The 25,449-nt window shown below is 61.2% G+C and carries 19 protein-coding genes; 7 read left to right on the top strand and 12 right to left on the bottom strand.

The window, feature by feature from the left end; translation table 11 throughout:
* Positions 1 to 25: 25 nt before the first annotated feature.
* From CPY51_RS30930 to CPY51_RS30900, 7 genes are all read right to left on the bottom strand, one after another.
* A complete protein-coding gene (locus tag CPY51_RS30930) occupies positions 26 to 382 on the bottom strand; it encodes an AtpZ/AtpI family protein (protein WP_111164188.1) in 357 nt (118 codons plus the stop codon).
* Positions 383 to 697: 315 nt separating this feature from the next.
* Positions 698 to 1,891 carry a cell wall hydrolase gene (locus CPY51_RS30925; RefSeq protein WP_195909666.1) on the bottom strand — a complete coding sequence of 398 codons (1,194 nt, stop codon included), beginning with the start codon at positions 1,889 to 1,891 and terminating at the stop codon, positions 698 to 700.
* 176 nt (positions 1,892 to 2,067) lie between these two features.
* The gene (locus tag CPY51_RS30920) at positions 2,068 to 3,933 is read right to left on the bottom strand and encodes a potassium transporter Kup (RefSeq protein WP_111164186.1); all 1,866 of its coding nucleotides are present in this window, start codon (positions 3,931 to 3,933) and stop codon (positions 2,068 to 2,070) included.
* 53 nt (positions 3,934 to 3,986) lie between these two features.
* Positions 3,987 to 4,964: a magnesium transporter CorA family protein gene (locus CPY51_RS30915; RefSeq protein WP_111164185.1), complete on the bottom strand. Its 978-nt coding sequence runs from the start codon at positions 4,962 to 4,964 to the stop codon at positions 3,987 to 3,989.
* 431 nt (positions 4,965 to 5,395) lie between these two features.
* Complete coding sequence (locus CPY51_RS30910) at positions 5,396 to 6,559, bottom strand: Mrp/NBP35 family ATP-binding protein (RefSeq protein WP_111164184.1); 1,164 nt, start codon at positions 6,557 to 6,559, stop codon at positions 5,396 to 5,398.
* A gap of 450 nt (positions 6,560 to 7,009) precedes the next feature.
* Positions 7,010 to 7,750: a LuxR family transcriptional regulator gene (locus tag CPY51_RS30905; RefSeq protein WP_111164183.1), complete on the bottom strand. Its 741-nt coding sequence runs from the start codon at positions 7,748 to 7,750 to the stop codon at positions 7,010 to 7,012.
* A gap of 236 nt (positions 7,751 to 7,986) precedes the next feature.
* A complete protein-coding gene (locus CPY51_RS30900; RefSeq protein ID WP_195909667.1) occupies positions 7,987 to 8,772 on the bottom strand; it encodes an IclR family transcriptional regulator in 786 nt (261 codons plus the stop codon).
* 168 nt (positions 8,773 to 8,940) lie between these two features.
* Here CPY51_RS30900 and CPY51_RS30895 point away from each other — a divergent pair, with 168 nt between their 5' ends.
* The 5 genes from CPY51_RS30895 (at position 8,941) to CPY51_RS30875 (ending at position 12,997) form a co-directional block, all read left to right on the top strand.
* A complete protein-coding gene (locus tag CPY51_RS30895) occupies positions 8,941 to 9,711 on the top strand; it encodes an SDR family NAD(P)-dependent oxidoreductase (protein WP_111164182.1) in 771 nt (256 codons plus the stop codon).
* The gene (locus CPY51_RS30890; RefSeq protein ID WP_111164181.1) at positions 9,711 to 10,646 is read left to right on the top strand and encodes a 2-dehydro-3-deoxygalactonokinase; all 936 of its coding nucleotides are present in this window, start codon (positions 9,711 to 9,713) and stop codon (positions 10,644 to 10,646) included. The genes CPY51_RS30895 and CPY51_RS30890 overlap by 1 nt, the downstream gene beginning before the upstream one ends.
* Positions 10,643 to 11,275, top strand: coding sequence for a 2-dehydro-3-deoxy-6-phosphogalactonate aldolase (locus CPY51_RS30885; protein ID WP_111164180.1), 633 nt, complete (start codon positions 10,643 to 10,645; stop codon positions 11,273 to 11,275). The genes CPY51_RS30890 and CPY51_RS30885 overlap by 4 nt, the downstream gene beginning before the upstream one ends.
* Positions 11,276 to 11,280: 5 nt before the next feature.
* Positions 11,281 to 12,168, top strand: a complete 888-nt coding sequence (locus tag CPY51_RS30880; RefSeq protein ID WP_111164179.1) for an SMP-30/gluconolactonase/LRE family protein — start codon at positions 11,281 to 11,283, stop codon at positions 12,166 to 12,168.
* Positions 12,169 to 12,418: 250 nt separating this feature from the next.
* Positions 12,419 to 12,997 carry a PRC-barrel domain-containing protein gene (locus tag CPY51_RS30875; RefSeq protein WP_111164178.1) on the top strand — a complete coding sequence of 193 codons (579 nt, stop codon included), beginning with the start codon at positions 12,419 to 12,421 and terminating at the stop codon, positions 12,995 to 12,997.
* Positions 12,998 to 13,068: 71 nt separating this feature from the next.
* On the opposite strand, the gene CPY51_RS30870 is transcribed toward CPY51_RS30875, so the two are convergent.
* The 3 genes from CPY51_RS30870 to CPY51_RS30860 form a co-directional block, all read right to left on the bottom strand.
* Entirely contained in the window at positions 13,069 to 15,114 is a 2,046-nt protein-coding gene (locus CPY51_RS30870; protein ID WP_111164177.1) for an NADH:flavin oxidoreductase, read from the bottom strand.
* A 142-nt stretch (positions 15,115 to 15,256) separates the two neighbouring features.
* On the bottom strand, positions 15,257 to 16,612 hold the full coding sequence (locus tag CPY51_RS30865; RefSeq protein WP_111164176.1) for a putative bifunctional diguanylate cyclase/phosphodiesterase: 1,356 nt from the start codon (positions 16,610 to 16,612) through the stop codon (positions 15,257 to 15,259).
* A 120-nt stretch (positions 16,613 to 16,732) separates the two neighbouring features.
* Positions 16,733 to 18,490 (bottom strand): response regulator, encoded by a 1,758-nt coding sequence (locus CPY51_RS30860; RefSeq protein ID WP_111164175.1) that lies wholly within the window; start codon positions 18,488 to 18,490, stop codon positions 16,733 to 16,735.
* A 323-nt stretch (positions 18,491 to 18,813) separates the two neighbouring features.
* Between CPY51_RS30860 and mutL the strand changes: the two genes are divergently transcribed.
* Both mutL and CPY51_RS30850 read left to right on the top strand, forming a co-directional pair.
* A complete protein-coding gene (gene mutL / locus CPY51_RS30855) occupies positions 18,814 to 20,640 on the top strand; it encodes a DNA mismatch repair endonuclease MutL (protein ID WP_111164174.1) in 1,827 nt (608 codons plus the stop codon).
* A gap of 108 nt (positions 20,641 to 20,748) precedes the next feature.
* Positions 20,749 to 20,979, top strand: coding sequence for a DUF2093 domain-containing protein (locus CPY51_RS30850; RefSeq protein ID WP_111164173.1), 231 nt, complete (start codon positions 20,749 to 20,751; stop codon positions 20,977 to 20,979).
* A 28-nt stretch (positions 20,980 to 21,007) separates the two neighbouring features.
* Here CPY51_RS30850 and CPY51_RS30845 read toward each other — a convergent pair whose 3' ends face one another.
* Both CPY51_RS30845 and CPY51_RS30840 read right to left on the bottom strand, forming a co-directional pair.
* Positions 21,008 to 24,160, bottom strand: a complete 3,153-nt coding sequence (locus tag CPY51_RS30845; RefSeq protein ID WP_111164172.1) for an efflux RND transporter permease subunit — start codon at positions 24,158 to 24,160, stop codon at positions 21,008 to 21,010.
* A complete protein-coding gene (locus tag CPY51_RS30840) occupies positions 24,157 to 25,356 on the bottom strand; it encodes an efflux RND transporter periplasmic adaptor subunit (RefSeq protein WP_111164171.1) in 1,200 nt (399 codons plus the stop codon). Before CPY51_RS30840 ends, CPY51_RS30845 begins: the two co-directional genes overlap by 4 nt.
* Positions 25,357 to 25,449 lie beyond the last annotated feature (93 nt).

The raw sequence follows: 25,449 nt of genomic DNA, 5'->3' as shown, positions 1-25,449 counted from the left end.
GTCCGGGCGGACGATGCTTCCCCTGTCAGTCTTTGCCCGCGTTGGGCCCTTTGTCGGAGCCTGCGGAAGGCGGTTCGGAAACCATCCCCGCCGAACGCAAGACATTCAGCACGCCGGCGCAGAATCCGAGAAGTAGCAAAACGATCATGCCCCACGGCGCTGTACCGACAAAACGGTCGAAGAGATAGCCCAAAACAGCGCCGGCAATGATGGCAGCGATAAACTCGCTCGAAAGCTTCATCGCCTCGGCATAGCCTCTGCGGCTAGTTTCGGCGCGAACCTCCCGGGGTCCATCCTCTCCCACCTCCGTGCGCAGGGTTTCCAATTCGGCCCCCAGCTGCGCCCGTCGCTTTTCCAGACTTTCGTCCCGGTCATCCGTCATGGTAATCCCCCTCGCCTTTTTATTGCCCGCAATCCCGTACCCCGGCGAACGCGCAACAAACGGCAGGTTTTTCACCTTTCGGCCCGTTTTGAAGTCGCGCGCAACATAGTTTTCGAGAAAAGCATAGTCAAGGCGTAGAAGTCAGATGTCCAGCCATTAATTATCCAAGGCAAATCATAGACTTATCTCAAATAGGCCGGGTTGCCCAAAAACGGGCCGAAATAATCCGCTTTGGCTGATGCATTCCCGCAGCGCTTTAGCCGAAATAACATGCTGACGTAAAGGACTTTGCCCGGTTGGGCATGCCCGCGGGGATCAGCTCCAGCCGCCGCCGTAGGTTCTATAGAAGATGTGCATGCCGATGCGGCCGACCTTGACCATTTCCGCGGCCCATCGGGGGCGGACATAGACGGCGTGATAATGCGTGGCGGAGCCGACTTCGGGCAGCCAGATCTTGCCGGCGGTAACCGCCATCGCCACCTGGCGGGCGACCTGCCAGTGGTAAGGCGAATTCACCTTGTCCTTTATCTTGTCGCAGGCGAAGGAAAACTGGCAGGCGTTTGTCCAGTCCTCGTTCTGGTAGACGACGCCGCAGATGGTCTTCGGGTAGGCGGGATTCCTGACGCGATTGAGGATGACCTGCGCGACGGCGGCCTGTCCCTTCACCGATTCGCCGCGCGATTCGAAATAGATGCCGGTGGCAAGGCACTGCTGCTCGTCCGGCGAGAAGACTTCGGCCGGCAGGACACTGGCCGCCCAGGCGTGATCCTTTGGCCCGATCTTCGGCACGAAGCGACCGCCATCATCGGGCTCCTTGGTGAGAATCGAGTCGAAGGGGGATGTGGTGGCGTAGTCCGGAGCCGGCGACGCATAGGCGGCAGCCAGTGAATCGGCGCCGTCATTGGTAACAAGGCTTGCAAGGATCGGCGGAACGCCGCCATCCGGCGCCCTCGGCTTCTCCTTGGAGAAGGCGGATGCCATCTGAATCCGATTGTCCCCTGCCTCAGCCGGGTCCTTCACAAATGCGGTCTTGTTCTTCAGGTCGGATTGCGGAACGGCAAACTCGGGCCGGAAGATCAGGGTGGTGCGCTGCAGGATCGACCCGGCGGTGAAATCCTTCGGCGGCTGCATCTGCTCGACGCTGACGATCCGGCCCTTCTTGTCGCGGCGGTTGACCCTGTCCTCGTCGGTCCTCGGGTCGCTGCCCTTCTCCTTCGACTGAAACGCCACGCGGTGACCATTGGGCAATACCATGCCGCCGCTATAGGTGTTCCCTTCGCTGCTGCCGGCATTGCCGAAGGCAAGCTCCGCTTCATGGATGGACCCGGCCGGCGAATTTGTCAGCACCATGCGCCAGCTTCCGGCGCCTTCGTCCAGACCGGCGAGCATTCCGGCAAGATCGGCATGGGCTGCAACCGTCGGGAGGACCAGCCAGGCGCAAAGGCCGAAGACCGCGGGCGAGACCCAGTTTTCAGGCAGCAAGGGGAACTTGCGGGAGGGACGTTTCATGCGACGCAACACCGGACTCCACGGCACGGGAACATGGGAGTCGATAATGTCCCATTAACCTTGATGGATGGTTAATTCCGGCCGTCGCAAGGTGATGAGAAGAGTACCGGCAATCATTGAAAAGGCCCGGCGCCATGCGCCAGGCCTCCGAATATTGTGCGAAGCAGCAGGATGCCTCAAATAATGACGTGCGACCCGAGTTCGACGACGCGGTTGGCGGGCAAGCGGAAATAATCCGACGGGTCGGTCGCGGCGTTGGCAAGCGCGATGAAAAGGCGGTCCTGCCAATGCGGCATGCCGGACTTGGCGTCAGGTACCAGCTTGCGGCGCCCGAGATAGAAGGACGTCGACATGATGTCGAACTTCAGGCCGGTCTTGCGCAATGCCGCCAGCGCCTGCGAGACGTTCTGCGATTCCATGAAGCCGAAACGGAGCTCGACCTTGGAAAAACGTTCGGAGATTTTCTCGACCGTATAGCGATCATCATGGGCGACGCGCGGCTTGTTGATGGTGCGGATCGTCAAGATGACGTTCTTGTCGTGCAGGACGTGATTGTGCTTCAGATTGTGCAGCAGCGCGGCGGGAGCCGATTCCGGATCGCTGGTGAGGAAGATCGCGGTGCCGGGGACGGCGGCCGGCGAATGCTCGCTCTTGCGCTCGATCGAGCTCACAAAGGACGGCAGCGGAATATCCGTGTGGCGGGTCTTTTCCATCAGGATCGCGGTGCCTCGGCGCCATGTCCACATGACGATCATGAAGGCGGAGGCGATCATGACCGGAATATAGCCACCGTCGTGGATCTTCAGCAGATTGGCTCCGAGGAAGATCAGTTCGAGCAGGACCAGCGGCAGCAGAACGGTGATTGCCACCGGCAGCGACCAGTTCCAGCGGACACGGACGAATTCGAAGGCCATGATCGAGGTCACCACCATCGCGCCGGTGACCGAGATGCCATAGGCGGTTGCCAGCGAATCCGATGAGCGGAAGCTGAGCACCAGGAAGATGACGCCGAAGAACAGCAGCGTGTTGACCGACGGCAGGAATATCTGCCCCGTGTTCGTCTCCGAAGTGAACAGGATTTCCATGCGCGGCAGGAAGCCGAGGTGGATGGCCTGTCGCGTCAGCGAGAAAGCGCCTGTGATGACCGCCTGGCTGGCAATGATCGTCGCAGCCGTGGCCAGGATGACCACCGGCAGCAGCGCCCAGTGCGGGTACATCAGGAAAAACGGATCGGACATCGCCAGCGGCTCGCGCAGTACAAGCGCGCCCTGGCCGAGATAATTGAGCGTCAGCGAAGGGAATACGATGGCAAACCAGGCCCACTGGATCGGCCGGCGTCCGAAATGGCCGAGATCGGCATAGAGTGCCTCCGCGCCCGTGACGGTCAGGAAGACGGCGCCGAGGACGACGATGCCGAAGAAGCCTTCGTGCAGCAGGAAATTGACGGCGTACCAGGGATTGAAGGCGACGAGGATGCCGTAGTCGTCAGGAATATGCATCAGGCCGGCAAAACCGATGACGAGAAACCAGAGCGCAGTGATCGGGCCGAAGAACTTGGCGACGGCGCCCGTCCCGCGTGACTGGATGGCGAAGAGAAACGCCAGGATCGCCACGGAAATCGGCACGATATAAGGTGACAGTTGCGGCGTGACCAGCTTCAGGCCCTCGACGGCGGACAGGACGGACAGAGCGGGCGTGATCATGGCGTCGCCGAGGAACAGCGCCGCTCCGGTCAATCCCATCACCATCAGCATGGCGGTGTGGCCATTGGCCGTCTTCATCAAAAGCGCCAGCAGCGACAGTGTGCCGCCTTCGCCGTCATTGTCGGCGCGCAGCAGAAAAAGGACATATTTCAACGTGACGATAATCGTCAGCGCCCAGAGCATCAGCGATACTAGGCTGATGACCTCGCCGCGCGTCAGGCCGTCTGCGGCCACCGGCTTCAGCGCCTCGCGAAAGGCATAGAGCGGGCTCGTTCCGATATCGCCGTATACGACGCCAACGGACCCGAGGGCCAGGTAGAAGAGCTTGCGCGTGCTCATTTTCCCATGGGGAGAATGATGGGTTAGGTGGGCCATTCAGGATCACTAGGCTCTCAGAGCCAGCCTTTCCATCGGAAAAAGAAAAAGGGAACGACGGCGGAAATCACCATGACGAGCAGCGATAGCGGATAGCCGAACGGGGAATGCAACTCAGGCATGAACTGGAAGTTCATGCCATAGACCGAGGCGACGAGCGTCGGCGGCAGGAAGACAACAGATGCGATCGAGAATATCTTGATGATCGAGTTCTGCTCGATGTTGATCAGGCCGAGCGAAGCATCGAGCAGGAAGGTGATGTTGCCCGATATGAAGGACGCATGTTCGGACAGTGACTGGATGTCGCGCGAAACATTTCGGCAGAGATCCTTGGTATCGTGGTCCTGCTGGACGGCCGGAACCGTGTGCAGAAAGGTCAGAAGCCGTGACAGGGACATGAGGCTGTCGCGCACCTTGCTGATCAGGCGGTGATAGCCGGCGACGTCCCGAAGCTTTTCCTCGAGAAAGTTCGATGGACGGCGCACCTTCTTCGCCCTCTCGCCAAAGACGTGCGTGGAAAGAATATCGATGCGCACGACGGCCTGCTCCAGCACCTCCGCGGTCCGGTCGATGATCGTTTCCAGCAGCTTGGCGAGTAGCGCTGCGCCGCTTCGCATATCGGCCGGGATCCGGTGCAATGCAGCCACGAACAGCGCAAATGATGTCGGATTGGCGTAACGGATAGTCACCAGACGATTGCCGACAAGAATGAGGCCGACGTCGGTGAGCGTCGGAATGTCGGTAGCAACTTTCCAGACGAGCGATGCCGTCATGTAGACGGCATCCTTTTCAACGTAGAAGCGGCTGGAGGGCTCGATGTCCTTCAGGTCGTCGCGGGTCGGAACGTCTATACCGAGGAGCTTCTCGATATGATCCTCCTCCTCGCGCGTCGGCTCGACCATGTCGATCCAGATGACGTCGGAGGGCAAGTCGCTCGCAGCAGTAACAGCTGACAATTCGAGCGACGTGCAGTTGGAACGATAGGCGGTGATCACTTGATCACTCTCCAAATTGTTTCGATCGTGCCTGGCAGGTGGCTTAGCGCATAGCGATAGTTGTGGCGCGTCATGCGCATTGCTTGCGATCCCGATTTCAGCGACTGAGAAAAGCTCATAAAACTCCGGCGCGCTTCCCGCTGATGCCTAGGGTTTGCGTGTCCATGCTGTGCTGCACTGCAATATCAATCCGCCAGCCGATAAGACGCCTCACGTGCTGGAGCAACCTAAGGTTATCATCAGACGGCGGTCATCATCAAGCATGTCCGACTAAAAACAACGCCGGCGGGGCATATGCAGCAAAGCCCGCAAAGAATCAAGCCATACCCTCTCAATGCGCGCTTTGATCGCAGCCCTGCAATGCAGCAAAGTCATAGCACACGCTGCGGCCAAGGCAATCCAGGCGGCATCGCAGGTAACGTCATGGCAGTTCAGTCAAACACGATTGCCGGCGCCGCGCGTTGTGGCGAACCCTGGACCTGCTCCCAGACCCTGGTGGCGATGTCCTTGTAGATCGCGGCCATGGCCCCGTCAGGATCCGAGACGACAACGGGCGTTCCGGCGTCGGAGGTCTCGCGGATATTGATTGTCAGCGGCACTTCGCCGAGGAACGGCACGCCGATGCGCTCGGCCTCGGTGCGGGCGCCGCCATGGCCGAAGATATCGTAGCGGGCACCGGTGTCCGGGGCGATGAAATAGCTCATGTTCTCGACGATGCCGAGGACAGGCACTTCGACCTTGCGGAACATGTTGAGCCCCTTGCGGGCGTCGATCAGCGCCAGGTCCTGCGGCGTCGAGACGATGACGGCGCCAGCGAGCGGCACCTGCTGGGCCATGGTCAGCTGCGCGTCGCCGGTGCCCGGAGGCATATCGACCACCAGCACGTCGAGCTCGCCCCAGGCAACCTCGCGCAGCATCTGCAGCAGCGCAGACTGCACCATCGGACCACGCCAGATCATTGCGGTCTCCTCATCGACGAGGAAGCCCATCGACATGACCTTCAGGCCGTAATTTTCCATCGGCACGATGATCCGGCCTTCGATCTGCTTCGGCTTGCCGGAGATCTTCAAGAGGCGCGGCATGGATGGGCCGTAGATGTCGGCATCGAGGATTCCGACCCTGAGGCCGTTGGCGAGCATGCCGAGCGCAAGATTGACAGCAGTCGTCGACTTGCCGACGCCGCCCTTGCCGGAGGCGACGGCGATGATGGCGCCGATACCGGGCACGCCGATCTTCGCGGCACGAGGAGGCTGCGCCGGCGCATGCGGGTGGGGATGAGGATGCGAATGAGAATGCGACGGCTGTGCTGCCGGGCTCGGGACAGGCTGGGCGCCCGCACTCGCCTTCTTGTCGGCAGTGAGCGTCACCAATGCACCTTTGACACCAGGCATTTCCTTGACGACGCGTTCGGCGGCCTGACGCAAAGGCTCGAGCTGCTTGGCTCGCTCGGCGGGCACCGTGATCGAAAAATAGACCTTGGCATCCGATATGAAAACATCCGAGACCATGCCGAGTTCGACGATATTATGTTCCAGGTCGGGACCCCGAACGGTCTTCAGAGTGTCCAGAACCTGTTCCTTGGTGACGTCGGTCATCGCGCGAAATCTCCCTTACTGACTTCCTGCAGTCATAGACCTTCATTCGCGCCTGCCAAGGCCCGCCGCCAATTTTTGGATAGGTTTTTGATCGGCTGCTTGCGAACAAGGGAGATGATGGGGATCGCCGAGGCCATGTTTCATAGCGAAATCGCGACGATGCCGAAGACACAATCGCCGCCGCCGATGATCCTGCCGGGAGAAGACAGAGACACAAGTCGGCGACGGCGTTGCGTTTTCGCGTCATTTAAGTTGACGCTGTTTTAAGTTCCCTCTGGACCTCTGCAAATTAAAATGCAGAAAACGTGCCAGCTTGACGCGGTTTTGAAATGTTGAATGTTTACAATTGCTTAATTTAGAGGCCGGCGCGAGCGCGATAAAGACCTGTTGCACAGCTTGTGACCAGCGCACAAATTCCAGGCACTCGACTGGCGACGTTTTAGGCGCCGCCTACTTGATCAACCCGACGCGCAGGGCCTTCGCAACCGCTTGCGTACGGTTGACCGTATCGAGCTTTTTAGTCGCCTTGTTCAGGTAGTGATTGACGGTGTGCTCGGACAATCCGAGAATCTCGGCAATTTCCGAACTGGTCTTGCCGGCCGCCGTCCAGGTCAGGCAATCGATCTCTCGGTCATTGAGCGTTTCGGCAATACGAGCGTCCAAATTGCGGATTTCAGCCAGCCGATCGAACACGTGGATCGAGATGTAGGAAAGATCCCTCATCTCTTCAGATGTAAATGGCTGGCGGTCCCCGGAAAATAGCACCACGCCACGATTTCCGGATGCATCATGGGTCGGGAAGAACGCTGACCGGAACATATGGAAACGCTGGAACAGTGTGGTGAGCACCTGGCTCTTACCGTCGTCCCGTCGCACATCCAGCTGCATCTCGTCGCGGAAAAACGGCACCGTCGAACTGCGAATGCGCCGGATGACGGCGTCGTTCGGCAGCAGGCCCTCCTGATCGTAAGCCGAGAGCAGTTCGGTCGGCCAGTTGTTTATGATGGAATTGCTCTGCAAATCGAGAGAGGTGCGAGGGGGCAGGTTCATCACCATGAACGCGCGGCAGCCATAGGCTTCCGTCAACCGTTTCATGACGCGGAAGACGTCGAACTGCGTCTTGAAGGTGGCAATTTCCGCGATCCAACTCTCGGCAGGGGGCGCCTTTGCAGTCTGATCCAACAAAACCATCGTTCGTCTTCTTCACTCTCAGGAGTCGCTTCTATTCGCCTTGCTGCCCGGACATTGAAGCGCCACGTTGCATGCCGCGAAATACGGCCTTCCGGTTGTATCTTAACCTTACGGCAAACGTTAGGAAAGAATGTCAATTCTGCCGAGATTCTCAAGTCCAGAAAGACGCTTAAAATACGACCGCGCAAAGCGACAGTCGTCATCTCAAGTGAAATCCTGATGACGGTCGGCCGAACTTAACCTCGTGGTCCCAAACGGGCGCGCAAATCGACGGTGATGGCTGCGGCTGCCGCGCGCACCAGCGGCGCGCATTCCTCAAGCCTTTCGGCCGTCAGCCTGTAGGCGGGACCTGTGACCGAGACTCCCGCAAGCACGTCATGGTCGGCCGAGCGGATCGGCGCGGCGACGCAGCATATTCCGCGCTCATGCTCCTCGTGATCGAAGGTGTGGCCGCGCAGCCTCGTGGCAGCGATATCGGCCAGCAGAGAGGCGGCGGACAGGTGCGTGTGTTCGGTGAAGGGATGGAAATCCAGGGTGTCGACGAGACGTTGCAGGCTCAGGTCGTCCAAGGTCGACAGCGCCGCCTTGCCGACGCCGGTGCAATAGGCTGGTGAGGCATTGCCGATCTGCGAATACATCCGCACGGACTGGCGTCCCTCGACCTTGTCGAGATAGATGACTTCCGCTCCGCGCAGCACGCCAAGATGCACTGTTTCGCCGGTCTGCTCCTGCAGCCTGCGCAGATGCGGCTCGGCGAGGTTTCGAAACTGATTGCGCGCCCAGCTATGCGAAGCCAGGTGCAGGAGACGGATACCCGTGAGATAGCGGCCCTCGCGGTCGGTCTCGAGCAGGCCTTCCTCGACCAGATGCGTCAGTTGCCGGTGCAGGGTTCCCCGCGGCTGATCCGAACGTGCCAATATGTCGGTAAATCGCATCGCGTCATCCGACAAGGCTACCATATCCAGCAGCGTCATCAGCTTGCCGAGCGTTCCGGTGTCCCGGGTCCGGCCCGCGCCTGCCATGATCTTGCCTTGCCCTTCGTTCAACTGAATGCTCCACTGTGGGCTTGCCGGATGCCGGCCTGCGCTTGACAGACATTCAGCCTAACCCGATAATTCCACATAGTCAAATTCAGTTCCAGATAATGGAACTTTGAGATCGAATCCTCGGTCGCGAAAAGGGAGATCGACGTGGCCCAGCCCTCAGCACAGTTTTCAGACTTGAAAGATCGTGCCGTCCTCGTAACGGGTGGTAGCTCAGGCATCGGCGCGGCGCTGGTCGAAGGGTTCGCGCAACAGGGTGCGAAGGTTGCCTTCTGCGATATCGCCGAGACGGAAGGTCGTGCGCTTGCCAAGCGGCTTTCGGAAACATCGGCGCATCCGGTATCCTTCTACCACACCGATCTTCGCGATGTCGCCTCGGTTCGCAGCACCGTCGCAGCGATCGAATCGGATTTCGACGCGATCCGCGTGCTGGTCAACAATGCCGGTTGGGACGACAGGCACGATTTCGACACCATCACCGAGAGCTACTGGGACAACAGCCAGGCGATCAATCTCAAGCAGATGTTCTTCGTATCGCAAGGGATCGCGCCGCTGATGCGTGCTGCCGGCGGTGGCTCGATCATCAACATGTCTTCGGTCATCTTCATGATGAACAAGCCTGATGTCACGGTTTACGCAACCGCCAAGGCCGGCATCATCGGGCTTACCAAGAGCATGGCCGGACGGCTGGGACCGGAGAATATCCGCGTCAACACCGTCCTTCCCGGCATGATCGTCACGGATCGGCAAAAAGAGCTCTGGCTGACGGATGAAAGCATCGCGAAGACCGTCGAGAGACAATGCCTCAAGCGCGTCCTGAAAGCCGAGGACCTTGTCGGCCCGGTATTATTTCTGGCGTCCGACAGTTCAGCCAGCATCACAGCACAATCAATTATCGTGGACGGAGGCATTTTCTGATGGGAATACCCGCATATGCAGCGGTGGACTGGGGCACGAGCAGCTTCAGGCTGTGGCTGATCGGCGAGGATGGCAGCGTTCTCGACGAACGGCGAAGCGGCGAAGGCATGACGACGGCGGCGAGCACCGGCTTTCCCGAGGTACTGCAGTCGCATCTGGCCGCCCTCTCCGCTCCGGATGATATTCCGGTCATCATCTGCGGCATGGCCGGCGCCCGGCAGGGCTGGGTCGAGGCCGGCTACATAGACACGCCGACCTCGTTGTCAGCGATCCTGACAGGCGCGGTCTCGGTGCCGGGACAGAAACGCGACGTTCGCATTCTTCCGGGTCTGGCGCAGCGATCCAAGGAGGCTCCCGATGTCATGCGGGGCGAGGAGACGCAGCTTCTGGGCGCGATCGCTGCCGATGCGAAGGGCGAGCAGATCGTCTGCATGCCGGGGACCCACTCGAAATGGGTTCGCGTCGTCGACGGTGCGGTCACAGGCTTTTCGACCTTCATGACCGGCGAACTCTTCGACGTCATCACCAGGCACAGCATCCTGTCGCATGCTGTCGCCGGCGCCGACGCGATGTCTGCCGACCCCGATGCGTTCGACGCGGCGGTGAAGGCCGCATTCGGGCAGCCGGCGCTTGCCACCAGCCTGATATTCGGCGCACGCGCCGGGCAGCTGCTGCACGGCCTGACCGCCGCCGGCGCGCAGGCGCGCATTTCCGGAACGTTGATCGGCGCCGAGATCGCAGGCGCGCTTTCCAGCGCCGGCAAGGAAGCCGCGATCACGCTGGTCGCTTCCGGCCGCCTGCAGGCTCTTTACGAAACAGCATTCCGCACCTTGTCCCTATCCTATCAAACCATCGACGCCGACGCGGCCGTCCGCCGCGGACTTTCTGCCGCGGCCAAGGCCATCTGGCAGAACGACGAAAGAAAAAGCGCATGACCCGCACTCCCTTCCCACAGATGAAGCGCCCGCTGATCGCCATCCTGCGCGGCATCAAGCCCGAGGAAACCGAAGGCGTTGTCGCAGCGCTGATCGAAAGCGGCCTGACCGCGATCGAAATTCCGCTGAACTCGCCCGACGCGTTCCGTTCGATCGGGATGGCAGTGAAGATGGCACCGGCCGACTGCCTGATCGGTGCCGGCACCGTGCTGACCGTCGAGGACGTCGATCGGCTCGACGCCGCAGGCGGCAAGCTGCTGGTGACACCGAACGTCGAGCCTGATGTGATCAGCCGTGGCCGGGACCTCGGCATGGTGACGATGCCCGGCGTCTTCACGGCGACGGAAGCGTTGTCCGCCGCCCGCGCCGGCGCCACAGGCCTCAAGTTTTTCCCAGCAGGTGCGCTTGGCGCGTCCGGCATCACCGCCATCCGCGCCATCCTGCCGCCGGAGCTGGTGATCGCTGCCGTCGGTGGCGTTTCGGACAAGAATTTTGCCGACTACACCAAAGCCGGCATCCTCGCCTTCGGTCTTGGAACCAGCCTCTATAAGCCCGGAATGACGGCGGCAGAGGTTGCCGAGCGCGCCAAGGTGACCATCTACGCCTATGACGCGGCGATAGGAGCCTGAGGCGAATGACCGACATCCACGACTTCCAGGGCAAGATTCTTTGCAACACTGCATCCGTGCTCGGCGAAGGGCCAACCTACGATCCGGACACGGACACGGTCTGGTGGTTCAACATCCTCGGAAGAGAATTGCACGAGCTCAATCTCGAAACGGGAAAGAAGGACGTTCATAACCTGCCGATGATGGCAAGCGTGCTGGCGCGCGTCGACGCCGAGCGCCAGCTGCTGGCGACGGAGGAAGGGCTCTTCATCCGCGACATCGCCACCGGCGCCCTCACCTTCTATGCAGCGCTCGAGGCAGACAAGCCGGAAAACCGTTCCAACGACGGACGCACGCATATTTCGGGCGCACTATGGATCAGCACCATGGGCAAGCGCGCCGAAATGCAGGCTGGCGCGATCTATCACGTCGCCAGCGGCCGCGTGACCAAGATCTTCGACGGTATCAGCATTCCGAATTCGATCTGCTTCTCTCCCGATGGCTCGTTCGGCTATTTCACCGACACGAGGATCAGCCGCCTGATGCGGGTGCTGGTCGATCCCGCGACGGGGCTCCCGGCCGGGGAACCGACGGTTCTCGTGGACAGCATGGAGGATGCCGGCGGGATAGATGGTTCCGTCTGCGATGCCGATGGCTATATCTGGAATGCGCGCTGGGGCTCCGGCTTCGTCGATCGCTACAGCCCGGACGGTTTGCGCATCGAGCGCTATCGCGTGCCGGCAATGCAGCCCTCCTGCCCTGCCTTCATCGGCCGGAATGCCGACCGGCTCGTGGTCACCACGGCATGGGAAGGTCTCGACGAAAGCGCCCGCTCGATGCAACCGCAAGCAGGTGCACTGATGGAACTGGGCATCACGGTCAAGGGGTTGTTCGATCCCGCGTTTGCAATCTGAAGCTTTCCAATTGATGGCAGCGAAACCTTGATTCCGCTGCCATCCCGGTTTTTTCCAGCACGAGCTTCCGCCCTCGATTCATATCTTTCCGGATGCGAATCAATCGAAATCCGTTCACTTTTCCGCGATTTTATTCGGAACCAATTGCACCGCCGGTCATTTCCTCTTCGAACCGGCACGACGATGGTCAGTCTGAAAGAGGCGCCGCACGTGTCGGGGATAAGCCGATCGAATGAAAGGTAGGTTCATTATGACCGCTAAAATGTTCACCACAGCCGCTGCGGGTGCAATCTTTGCGACAGCATCCGTTTTCGCTCCGGCAGCTTTTGCGCAGAGTGCGACACAGCCGGCGGACAACAGCGCTCCGGCCATGAAGACGGCACCGGCCACGTCGGCAACCGCTCCGGCAGCAACCACCAACGCTGCTGCATCAGGCTCGTATCTGACCCAGCAATCCCCGGATCAGATCAGCGCCAACACCTATATCGGCCAGTCGGTCTATAACGGCAACAACGAGAGCATCGGCGAGGTCAACGACCTGATCATGGAAAAGCAGGGCGGCATCGTCGCCGCAGTCATCGGCGTCGGTGGCTTCCTCGGCATCGGCCAGAAGAACGTCGCCGTTCCGATCAGCAGTGTGACGCTCGCCCAGAACACGCAGGACGGCAGCGTCAAGCTGACGACTTCGGAGACGGTCGACACGCTGAAGGCAGCGCCTGAATTCAAGACGCTCGCCATGCAGTCGGCGGAGAAGGCTCCCACCAACTCGGGTGCGGGCGTGGCACCGGCGACGGATAATACGTCGACGGGTTCCACGACCAACAACTAAAAAGCATCCGATTGCCTGAGAAGGCAGAAACGGCGGCGTCCCACACGCCGCCGTTTTGCTTTGTCCGATTTTCAGAGCAGCGAGCAGTAACGCAGAGCGTCATAGATTGCCGCATGGACGTTGCGGCTCGAGACGGCATCGCCAATCCGGAAGAGGTCGAAGCGTCCGTCCGGATTTCTTTCGCTTATTGGAGACTGCCGGCGGATGAGTGCTGCGTAATCGACGGCACCAAGATTGCGCGAAGAGGGCTTGAGTTCGAGATAGAGATCGGCGTTGGCCATCGTGCCGTGTTCGACCACGACCTGCGACACCCGCCTCTCGGCTTCGGTCTTCTCGGAGAAATCCGAGCCGAGAACGGCGACCAGGCCATTGCCTTCGCGGCGAACCGACTTCAGGCGTGTGTTGATGGTGACGCGCACATTCCTTTCGGCGAAGGTGCGCGCATACGGAACATGGTTCATGCCGCCCATTTCGGGCGCGAAGAAGCGCTCGGGTGAGACGACTTCGAGTTCAGCGCCTGTATTGGCGATGACCTCGGCGGCGGACATGCCGGGATGGCCGCCGTTGTCGTCGAACAGCAGCACCGAGCCTTCCGGCTTGACCGCGCCGGCCAGAATATCCCAGCTGGAGGTCACGAGTTCTTCTCCGGCATCGAGTTCCGGCGACTGCGCGATGCCTCCGGTGGCGACGACGACCAGATCCGGCTCAAAGGCGAGCACATCGTCTGCGCCGGCGTAGACGTCGTAGTGGATCGTGACGCCCAGGCGCTCCAACTCGGCCAACCGCCAGTCGACGATGCCGATCATCTCCTTGCGGCGGGGATTGCGTATCAGCAGATTGATCTGACCGCCGGCCTGGCTGGTCGCCTCCAGTACATCGACATGATGGCCGCGCTCAGCAAGGACCCGTGCTGCCTCCAGCCCTGCCGGGCCGGCGCCGACAACGACAGCCTTTCGCGCTCGTTCGGCCTTCTCGATATCATGCGGCAATTCCGCCTCGCGGCTGGTGGCCGCATTGTGAATACAGAGAGCCTCGCCGCCTTCGTAGATGCGATCGAGACAGTAGGTCGCGCCGACGCAGGGGCGGATGCGCGCTTCCTGCCCGGCGATGATCTTCCGTACGATGTGCGGATCGGCGATATGGGCCCTGGTCATGCCGACCATGTCGAGCTTGCCTTCGGCAATCGCATGGCGTGCGGTTGCGACGTCGGCGATGCGGGCCGCATGGAAGACCGGAAATTTCGTGGCGGCGCGAACCTCGCCGGCAAAGTCGAGATGCGGCGATGCCGGCATGCCCTGGATCGGTATGACCTCGTTCAAGGAGGCATCGTGGTCGATGTGGCCGCGGATGACGTTGAGGAAATCGATCTGGCCGGACGAGGCCAGCCGTCTTGCAATTTCGACGCCCTCCTCGCGCGATAGGCCCTTTTCCCAGTCTTCGTCGGCAACGAGGCGGATGCCGACGATGAAGTCCGGGCCGACGGCCTTGCGAACGGCCTCGGTGACCATGGTGGAGAAGCGCATGCGGTTTTCCAGCGAGCCGCCGAATTCGTCCTCGCGGTGGTTGGTGGCGGGCGACCAGAAGCCATCCATCAGGTGGCCGTAGGCTTCGAACTCGATGCCGTCGAGACCGGCGGCCTGCATGCGCTCGGCAGCGCTGACGTAATCGCCGACGATGCGCTCGATGTCCCAGTCTTCCGCTTCCTTCGGGAAGGCCCGATGAGCCGGTTCCCGAATGGGCGACGCCGACAGAACCGGCAGCCACGCCCCCTTGTTCCAGCCGGTCCGCCGGCCGAGATGGGTCAGCTGGATCATCACCGCCGCACCGTATTCGTGACAGTCCTCGGTGAGTGCCTTCAGCCAGGGGACGATCGCATCGTCATAGGCATGCAGATTGCCGAAGGATGGCGGGCTATCCGGCGATACGACCGCCGATCCGGCGGTCATGGTCAGCGCGATGCCGCCCTTGGCCTTTTCGCGGTGATAGAGCCTGTAGCGATCGGTCGGCATGCCGTTTTCCGAATAGGCCGGTTCGTGCGCCGTCGACATGATGCGGTTTTTCAGCGTCAGGTGCTTCAGCTGATAGGGCTGCAGCAGCGGGTCTCTTGAATTGGCCATGAGATCGGTCTTCCGTTCGGTGCGGGCGCGTCACGATGCGCAGCATCATCGCCAAGCAACTAGCCCGAGGCGAGGTCCGCTTGCGTCGCGGAGTGGCCATCATGCGCCGTATTGGGAAGATTCTGCAATTGCCGCAAACCGGTCAGGCTGAGATCCGCTCGCCCTGCTCGTAGTAGTTTTCCTGGAGAAAACGCAGCGTCGCCAGGCCGTCGACGGGTCGGCCGTAAAAATAGCCCTGCCCCATGCCACAGCCGAGCGCGCGAAGCTTGGCCGCCTGGGTGCTCTCCTCGATGCCTTCGGCGACGACCTGCAGATCCAACCCTTCGCACATGGCAAGGATTGCCTTGATGATGTGCTCCGACGCACGGTCGGAATTGATCCGAGAGACGAAGGCCTGGTCGATCTTCACCTTGTCGAAAATGAATTCGCGCAGACGCCCGAGGCTCGACTGGCCTGTGCCGAAGTCGTCGAGCGAGATGCGAACGCCCGCAGCACGCAGGTCGCCGATGATGCGATGGGCGGTGTCGGCCGAACTCATGACCGCCGTCTCGGTGATCTCGAGTTCGAGACGGTGCGGATCGAAGCCGACACGGCTGAGAATGGCGAGAATGCTGCCGCTGGTGCCGGGATCCATCAGCTGTGCCGACGACAGGTTGAAGGAGAGGAAGAGCTCGCGCGGCCAGGACAGTGCGGCCTCGGCCGCCTTGCGCAGGAGTGTCTCCGACAGAGCGTCGATGAAGCCGCGCTCTTCCGCCAGCGGCACGAAGACTGCCGGCGAGACGAAACCAAGGTCGGAATCATTCCAGCGGGCGAGCGCCTCGAAGCCGACGGCCATGTTCGTCGCGAGCGAAACGATCGGCTGAAAATGCACGTCGATGGCATCGGAGATGATTGCATTGCGCAGCGCCTGTTCGAGCTGCGTGGCGCGCTTCATTTCCTGGGCGATCTCTTTCGAATAGACGGTGATCTGCCCGCGGCCGCGGCGCTTCGAGCGATAAAGCGCGGTCTCGGCGCTCTTCAGCAGGTTGTCGAATTCATCGCCGGCAAAGGGGTAGATCGAAAAGCCGAACGAAGCCGAGAGCCGCACATTGCGGTCGCCGAGATCGTAGGGCGCCGACAGGACCTCGCGGATCATCTGGCCGAATTTCTCGGCGCCGACGCGCTCGAAGACCAGCGGCAGCACGAAGGCGAACTCATCGCCCTCGTGACGCGTGACGATGGCGCCGTCGGGAATGCAGGCCTTGAGGCGGTGGGCGACCTGGCAGAGGATTTCGTCGCCCGCCTCGGCGCCGAACAGATCGTTGATTGGCTTGAAGGCGTCGAGATTGGCGATGCCGATCGTGAACGGTGCAGGATCGCTGGCGCGCTCGGCAGAGAGGAGCCGCACCTTGTCGCGCATTCGATAGCGATTGCCCAGTCCGGTCAGCGGATCTGTATAAGCCATCGCCTGCAGCTCGTTCTGACTGACTTGCGTAAGCGGTACTTCCGGCAATTTCATTATCAGTCCCGACATTGTCTCCCACCTTGCGGAAAGAATGGCGGTCAAGTCTTAAAAAAGGGATAGCAGGGATGACGTTAGAGACCCCAAATATTGCACTAAAATTAGGGGGTTGACCGGCTAAACGGCGCGTTTATCCAGCTCGCTGCGATTGTCGCCCATGTATTTTTGAAAGACCGTTTCCAGTATGTCGGGGCTGACGGGTTTCAGAATGACCCCATTCATGCCGGCGGCCATGCATTCGCTGCGATCCCGCTCGAAAGCCTGGGTCAAAACCCCGATGATCGGCGTCTTCGTTCCGCTTCCCTCTTCCATCCCGCGGATCAGCCTTGCTGCCTCGAAGCCGTTGATCCCGGGCAGCGAGATATCCATGAGGACGATCTCGGGGCGATGCTCAGCCCACATCTGCACCGCCTCGTCGCCGCTGGCGGCAATCTTGTAGCGGTATCCCAATCCCTCCAGGATCTGCGAAAACACGATCTGGTTTATGTCGTTGTCTTCGGCGACCAGGACCTGGATATTGCCCGCTTCGCTTCTTTCGGCGATCGGCCAGTCAGTTTGATCGCCATGGGCGCCGGCATCCGTTCCCTCATCGCTGCCGCGCAGGCTGCGATTGAAGTGGCGGGCTATCCGGAAGGTGAGCTCGTTTGCCAATTGAAAACCGTCGAGCAGCAAGGCGGGGACATTCTTGCGTTCGGCCAGTTCGATACAGCGTTTTCCAATCTGGTTATCGGCGACAACAAGGTCGATCTTTATGCCGTGAGCGCTGGCGATGTCCAGAAAGGCAGCCTGCTCGTTCTCGTCGCGTACGGAGCACGCCTCGAAACCGTATTTGGCGAGCATCTTCATCGCGGCGGACTCAGCAGCCAGATCGGCGGTTACCACCAATATCTTGCGACCGGAGAAATTCTCGGGGACGAACGTCTCCATCGGCGTCGGCTTGCGGGCTGCGGCCTGCAATGCAGAGACGGGAACATAGGCGCGCTTATAGGACAGGTCGCCAGATGTCTTGATCTCTGATGCCAGGGCGAACTCGTCGATATCCATGCCGTCCTTCGGCAGGTCCTGCGTGCTGGCGACGAGGAAATAGCGGCCCGGCTTGCCGATACGGAGCTTGCGGGTGACGATGTCGCGCTCGACGCCATTGCGGGAAATCTGCCGCTGACGGGAGATCGACATTTCGCCGGTCTCGATCACATGGCGATCGCTCTCCTCAAAGCGGCTGGCGACATCTGATGAAAAGAGGTCCGCACCCTTGCGCCCGAGTATCTCGTCGGGGGCCGTCTGGTACTTGTCGCAGAACGCCTTGTTGACCGCGACATAGGTCATGTTCCGATCCTTGACGAAGAGCGGAAACGGCAGGTGGTCGAGAATATCCTCGGTCAATTGCACTCGTTCGAGGTCGATGCGCCATTGCTCCTCGCGCTTCTTCTCCTCTGATATGTCGGAGATGATGCAGACGCCAAAGCCGGTCGGGAGACGGCGCTTGACGAACCGGACCCAGCGATCAACGCCGTATCGCTCGCTGCTATCAAAACGTTCGCGCCAGTGCGTGGCGATCTTCTGCGAGACCCAGTCCTCGCGAGTGACCGATCCGGCGGCCTGCGCCTGCGCGTCGCTCTGGCGGATACCGGTGTCGAAGATGGCGCCGAGAAAATCCCGCAGACGCGTCGATGGGCGGAGGAATTGTGGTGGGATCGGAAAGAAATTCAGGACCTGGCGGCTGGCGAACAGCACGAGATCATTCTTGTCATAGACGACGACGGCAGTGGAAAGCCCATCGCAAACCGCGTCGAACAGGGCCGCCTGCAGATTCTCGTCGGGAGACATGTCTCCATGCATCAATGACAGAGTTGCCTCCTCAATACCGGCGGTCATTCGTTGGATTTCCACATCTATCCGGTATCACATGCGTAGGCCCCAGGGCGCTATTGCCCGGGACAGAATTATGAGGCGCATGCTGGGACGGAGACTTGAAACAGGCTAGTACCGGCCGTGGATGTGGCGGCATCCAGCTTTCCGCCACGGGCCGTAAGCGTGCGAGCGCACTGCCTGCGATCATTCCAAGTAGATAGTGATGCAAAGTGCCATTTTTGTCTTAAAGCGAGATTAATCAACGGCAACAGCAATAATCGGGTGGTATCCGGCCAGGCAGCCCGGTTTGCTCTTCCCTCAGCTCCGCGAATCCTCGAAAATGCACCATGGCCATCAGACAGCTCTCCGAGACACTCATCAACCAGATCGCCGCCGGTGAAGTCATCGAGCGGCCGGCGAGTGCTGCCAAGGAGCTGATCGAGAACGCCATCGACGCCGGCGCGACCCGAATCGAGATCGCGACGGCGGGAGGCGGCAAGGCGCTGCTCAGGGTCAGCGACAATGGCGCCGGCATGAACCACGCCGATCTCGAACTGGCTGTCCGCCGCCACTGCACGTCGAAAATCTCCGACACCCTCGACGACATCCGCACGCTCGGTTTTCGCGGCGAGGCGCTCCCCTCGATCGGGTCCGTTGCACGCTTGTCGATCTCCAGCAGGCGGGCGGATGGCGACGGCGGGGCCGAGATTGCGGTTGCCGGCGGCAAGGTGCTGCATTTTCGCCCCGCGGCGGCCAATGCCGGCACGATCGTCGAGGTGCGCGACCTGTTCTTCGCGACACCGGCGCGGCTGAAATTCCTCAAGACCGAAAAGGCCGAGGCGGCAGCAATCACCGAAGTCGTCAAGCGCATGGCGATCGCCTTTCCGTATGTGCGCTTCGTGCTGTCCGGCAGCGACCGCTCGACCCTCGAATTCGCCTCTACCGGCGACGATCATCTCGCCCGGATGGCGCAGGTGCTCGGGCGGGACTTCAAGGACAATGCCATCGCGCTCGACGCGACGCGCGAAGATGTGCGGCTGACCGGTTTTGCCGGCGTTCCGACCTTCAACCGAGGTAACTCGGCGCATCAATATGCTTTCGTCAACGGACGGCCGGTGCAGGACAAGCAGGTGCTTTCGGCGATCCGGGGCGCCTATGCGGAGACAATCCCATCAGGACGCTATCCCGTCGCGGTGCTGTCGATCACGCTCGATCCGGCGCTGGTCGACGTCAATGTCCACCCCGCAAAATCCGACGTGCGCTTTCGCGATCCCGGCCTGGTGCGTGGACTGATCGTCGGCGCCATCCGCGAGGCGCTCGCCCGGGACGGCGACCGTGCGTCGACGACCGGTGCCGACGGCATGATGCGAGCATTTCGGCCAGGTTTCCAGCCGGGCTATCGCACGTCATCGGCGGGCGGCATCTGGACGGCGGAAACCTCGCCTTCGCGGCCCTATCAATATGAGGCAGCAACGTCAGGCGGTTTCGGCATGGCCGAGCGGCCGCAGGCGTCGTTCGACGGATTGACGATGCCGACGGCGCGGGCAGATACCGTCTTTGAGCGCCAGCAGCAACCCCAGCCCGAACCGGCGCAGTTTCCGCTGGGTGCTGCCCGTGCACAGATCCACGAGAACTATATCATCGCCCAGACCGAGAACGGGCTTGTCATCGTCGACCAGCACGCGGCGCATGAGCGGCTGGTGTTCGAGGAGATGCGCAAGGCGCTGCATGCCAAACGCATGCCGTCGCAGGTGTTGCTCATCCCGGAAATCATCGACTTGCCCGAGGAGGACTGCGACCGGCTGATGATGCATGCGGACGGATTGTCCGATCTCGGGCTGGCGATCGAGCGCTTTGGCCCGGGGGCGATCGCCGTGCGAGAGACGCCGGCGATGCTCGGCGAGGTCGATGCGCAGGGACTGGTCCGCCAGCTTGCCGACGAAATTGCCGAATGGGACACGGCGTCGGGACTTGGCGCCAAGCTCGAACATGTCGCGGCGACAATGGCTTGCCACGGATCGGTGCGCTCCGGCCGGCGGCTGAGGCCCGAGGAGATGAACGCCCTGCTCCGGCAAATGGAGGCGACGCCCGGCTCCGGCCAGTGCAACCACGGCCGGCCGACCTATATCGAATTGAAGCTGTCCGATATCGAACGGCTGTTCGGCAGGAGCTGAAAAAACTGGAAATGTGCCGTCCGCCGGAGTATGGCAGGTTGGTGACTGCAGCGCCGCGACTTTTATGCGAGCAGCACATATGCGATAGGCGTCAGGAGAGCGACTGCGATGAATCTTTTCGAGGGACATGGGAACCGGGAGGCGAAGGTCCGCTATCTCGACGGCGATTTCCAGATCCTCGCTCCGGGCTCCTACGTGATCTGCGCGATCAGCGGCAAGCACATACCGCTTGATGAACTGCGCTACTGGAGCGTTGCCCGGCAGGAAGCCTATGCCGACGTCATCCTGTCGCTCGAGGCCGACAAGCGCGCCGGCGCTCTGCCCAACCAGAAGCGCTGAGAGCGCTTCAACCTTTTGTTTTGCGCCATCATTCAGGCTGTAGAACAGCATCGCTGCTGCGCCGCGTTCGGCGCTCGGCGAGACGCTGCAGCACGACGTAGAAGGACGGCACGAACAGCACGGCAAGGCAGGTCGAGGCGATCATGCCGCTGAATACCGAGATGCCGATCGACTTGCGCGCCGATGCGCCGGCGCCCGAAGCGAGAACCAGCGGCAGGACACCCAGGATGAAGGCGAATGACGTCATCAGGATCGGCCTCAAGCGCAGACGGGCCGCCTCTACGGCGGCCTCCAATATCTCCATGCCCCCCGCTCGCTTCTCCCTCGCATATTCGACAATCAGGATGGCATTCTTCGAGGCGAGCGCGATCAGCAGGATGAGACCGATCTGGGTGTAGAGATTGTTCGCGACGCCAAGTGCCGTGAGCGCACCGACCGTTCCGAGAAGGGCAAGCGGCACGGCGAGGATGACCGCGAGCGGCAGCAGCCAGCTCTCATACTGGCCGGCAAGCACGAAGTAGACCAGTAGCATGGCCAGCGCGAAGACAAAGTAGATCTGCCCGCCCACCACCTTTTCCTGATAGGACAGCGCCGTCCATTCGAAACCCGTACCCGGCGGCAGGGTCTGGCTGGCGAGCTGCTCCATGACGTCGAGAGACTGGCCCGAACTGAAGCCGGTGGCCGCTCCCCCGACGATGGTCGCCGTGGGATAGAGGTTGTAGAGGCTGATGAGGGACGGGCCTTGGACGCTGGTGATATCCGTCACTGTTCCGAGCGGCACCATCGTGCCGTTGCCGGCCTTGACCTTGAGATTGCGGATGTCGTCGGGCCCGACCCGAAAGCCGGACGATGCCTGGACATAGACCTGGAAAGTCCGCCCGAATTTGTTAAACTGGGTGACGTAGCTGGATCCGACATATCCCGACAGCGCCGAGAAGACCTGCCCGACGGTGATACCCAGCGTCTCGGCCTTGACGCGATCGACCGCGACCGAAAGCTGCGGGACATCGGCCCGGAAGGTCGTGTTCAGCCTCTGAAGCGAAGACTGGGCGTTGCCGTTCTTGACCAGTGTGTCGGCAAGGCTCTGCAGCAGCGGATAGTCGAAATTGCCGCTTTTGATTTCCACCTGCATGGTGAAGCCGTTGGCATTGCCGATGCCCTGGATCGGCGGCGGGACGATCACCTGGGTTCTCGCCTGCAGCACGTTTGTCAGGGCGCCATTGAGGTGCTCGTAGATCGACAGCAGATCCTGGCCCTTCGCCTTGCCGCGCACGCCCCAATCCTTGAGGACGACGTAGGCGACACCGGCATTCGGCAGGCTGGCGCTATTGTCGAGGACCGAAATGCCGCTGATGGTCAGCACCTGGTCGACGCCCGGCGTTTGCTCGGCGATCTTGCTGATCTGCTGCATGACCGCATCCGTTCGCTCCTTGGAGGCCGCGTCCGGCAGCTGCGCGGCAATCAGGACATAACCCTGATCCTCGACGGGGAGAAAGGCGGTCGGCAGTCGTGTCAGGCCCCACACGGCAACCGCGATCAGGGCCAGCGCCACGACGACGGCAATGGCGCTGTGGTGAACCATTCCTGCGATGACGCCTGCGTATCGGCGCTCGGCGGAATCGTAGATCCTGTTGAAGCCACGATAGAAGAAATTGCGTTTCTCCAGCGGCACGGGCTTGCGCAGCCACAGCGCGCATTGCGTCGGCTTCAACGTCATCGCATTGATCGCGCTGATCAATGCGGTTGCGGCGATGACGAGCGCGAACTGCCGGTAAAGCTGGCCCGTCAAGCCCGGAAGAAAGGCAGCCGGAACGAACACCGCCATCAGCACCAGCGTGATACCGATGACCGGGCCGAAAAGTTCGTCCATCGCCTTCTCGGCCGCCTCCCTGCCGCTCAGACCTTCCTCGATGTGGCGCGCGACACCCTCGACGATGACGATCGCGTCGTCGACGACGATGCCGATTGCCAGAACGATGGCAAACAGCGTCGAGAGATTGACGGTAAAGTCGAGCGCCGCCATGGCGGCGAAGGCACCGATGATCGTGACAGGCACTGTCGTCGCCGGCACCAGCATGGCGCGCCAATCCTGGAGAAAGACGAGGATTACCACCAGCACCAGGACACCGGCTTCGATCAGCGTGACATAGACCTCGTCGATCGAAGCCTTGACGAATTTCGTCGTGTCGAAGGGGATCTGATAGACAAGGCCCGGCGGGAAGCTCTTCGAAAGCTCGACCATCTTGGTGGTGACCGCTTCGGCAACGGAGATCGCATTCGCCTCGGGCAGCTGAGAAATGCCGATACCGGCGGCCGGATGGCCATTTTGCATGAAGGACTGGCTGTAGGTCTGGGCGCCGAGCTCGACGTGGCCGATATCACGGACCCGCGTCACCCGTCCGCCGTTCTGCTGGTCGACCTTGACGATGATATCCTCATAGTCAGGTGCGTCGTTGAGACGGCCGTTGACGTTGAGCGTGTACTGAAAATTCTGGCCCTTGGGCGCCGGCGGAATTCCCAGCTGACCGGCCGGAACCTCCTGGCTCTGCTGCTGGACAACATTGATGACGTCCTGAGGCGTCAGCCCGCGGGCCTGCAACAGATCCGGGTCCATCCAGATGCGCATTGCGTACTGACCGGCCCCGAACACGTTGACATTGCCGACGCCCGGGAGGCGCGCCAGCTCGTTCTGCAGATTGATGACTGCGTAATTCGACAAGAACAGACTGTCGTACCGGCCATCTGGCGAGCTCAGGCTGACAAACCCGAGAATCGCCGTCGATTTCTTCTGCGTGGTGACGCCCTGGACCTGCACGGCTTCCGGCAGCGAAGACATGGCGATGGCAACGCGGTTCTGCACCAGGACCTGCGCCTGGTCGGCATCGGTGCCGATCGCAAAGGTCACAATCAGCGAATAAGTCCCGTCGCTGGCGCTGGTCGACTGCATGTAGAGCATGTCCTGCACGCCGTTGACCTGCTGCTCGATCAGCAGGGCGACTGTATCGATCAGGGTCTTGGCGCTGGCACCGGGATAGCGGGTCGTCACCTGTACGGTCGGCGGGACCACGTTCGGATATTGCGCGACGGGCAACTGGAACAGCGCCACGGCGCCGATCAGGACGATGACGAGTGCAAGAACATTGGCCAGCACCGGCCGCTCGATGAAGAAGCGCGAGATCATGGCGTGCTCGATTTTGGCGCGGCATCTCCCGTTGCGGTCGCGCCGGAGGCATCCATCGCCACCTTTTCGGGCTCGACCTTACTGCCGGGGATCGCCTGCTGGATGCCCTCGGTGACGACCCAGTCACCCGCGTCCAGCCCGGATTCGATGACGCGGAGCTGGCCCTGGCGCTGGCCTGTCTTCACCACTTTCTGCTCGACAACATCGTCCTTGCCGAGGACCAGCACGTAGCTGCCCAGCTGATTGGAGCCGATCGCATCGTCACGGACGAGCAATGCCTTGTCCAGATGCCCGACAGGCACGCGGACCCTGACGAACAGGCCCGGCAGCATGGCGCGATCCTTGTTGTCGAATATGCCGCGCACCGAGAGCGTTCCGGTCGCCGCGTCTATCTGCGGCGAGACATAGTCGAGGTGGCCCTTGTGCGGATAGCCGTCCTCGCCCTGCAGCCCGATCTCGACCGGGATGTTAGGAAGGTCGGTCTGCTTCATCGTCCGTCCCTGCTTCGCCAGCCCCTCCTTGATCGTCAGCACCTGCGCTTCGCTGACGCTGAAATTGGCGTAGAGCGGATCCATCTGAACGATGGTTGCAAGCATCGTCGGGCCTGAGACACCCACCAGCGCGCCGACATCGACGAGATGGCTGGTGACGATGCCGTCGAATGGCGCGAGCACCTTGGTATAGCCGAGGTTGATGGCCGCAAGATCGACGCTCGCCTTTGCGTTCAGGATCGCCGCGTTGGCCTGGTCCAGCGTCGCCTTGGCGCTGTCCAGCGCGGTCTGTGTCGAGACCTGCTGCTTGTTGAGGTTGAGCTGTCGCAGGTATTCCTGCTGCGCGCCGACCTGGGAGGCCTGTTGTGACGCGAGGGTTGCCTTGGCCTGGTCGAGCTGCGCCTGATAGGTGTCGCTCTGAATGCCGAAAAGCTGGGTGCCCTTGGTGACAGGCATGCCGTCCTGATAATCGATCGTTTCCAGGAAGCCCTGGACGCGGGCTTCGATATCGACCGAATTGATGGCAGCGGTGTTGCCGGTCAGCTCGAAATATTTCGTCACCGGTTGCTGCAGAGGCAGGGCGACATGAACCTTCGGTGGGGGCGGGGGCACGTAGGCATTGTTCTTGCCATCGCATGCCGAAACGACTGCCGCGCAAATAACAAATAAAGAAAAGTGCAGCCGTCGATAGGAATTATTCCGCATTCGCTGCCCCCCGACGACGTTACGAAACCCGGTTTTTCCCGCACCTCGCTCCGGCAAGAGAGTGCTGGATGAATCCTGTCGACACTATGAGCC

The sequence above is a fragment of the Arminella tubonensis genome (genome assembly GCF_003240585.1).
In the GTDB taxonomy this organism is placed as follows: Bacteria; Pseudomonadota; Alphaproteobacteria; order Rhizobiales; family Rhizobiaceae; genus Rhizobium; species Rhizobium tubonense.
The sequence above is the reverse complement of the archived record's forward strand: the minus strand, read 5'-3'. Positions and strand labels throughout refer to the sequence as shown.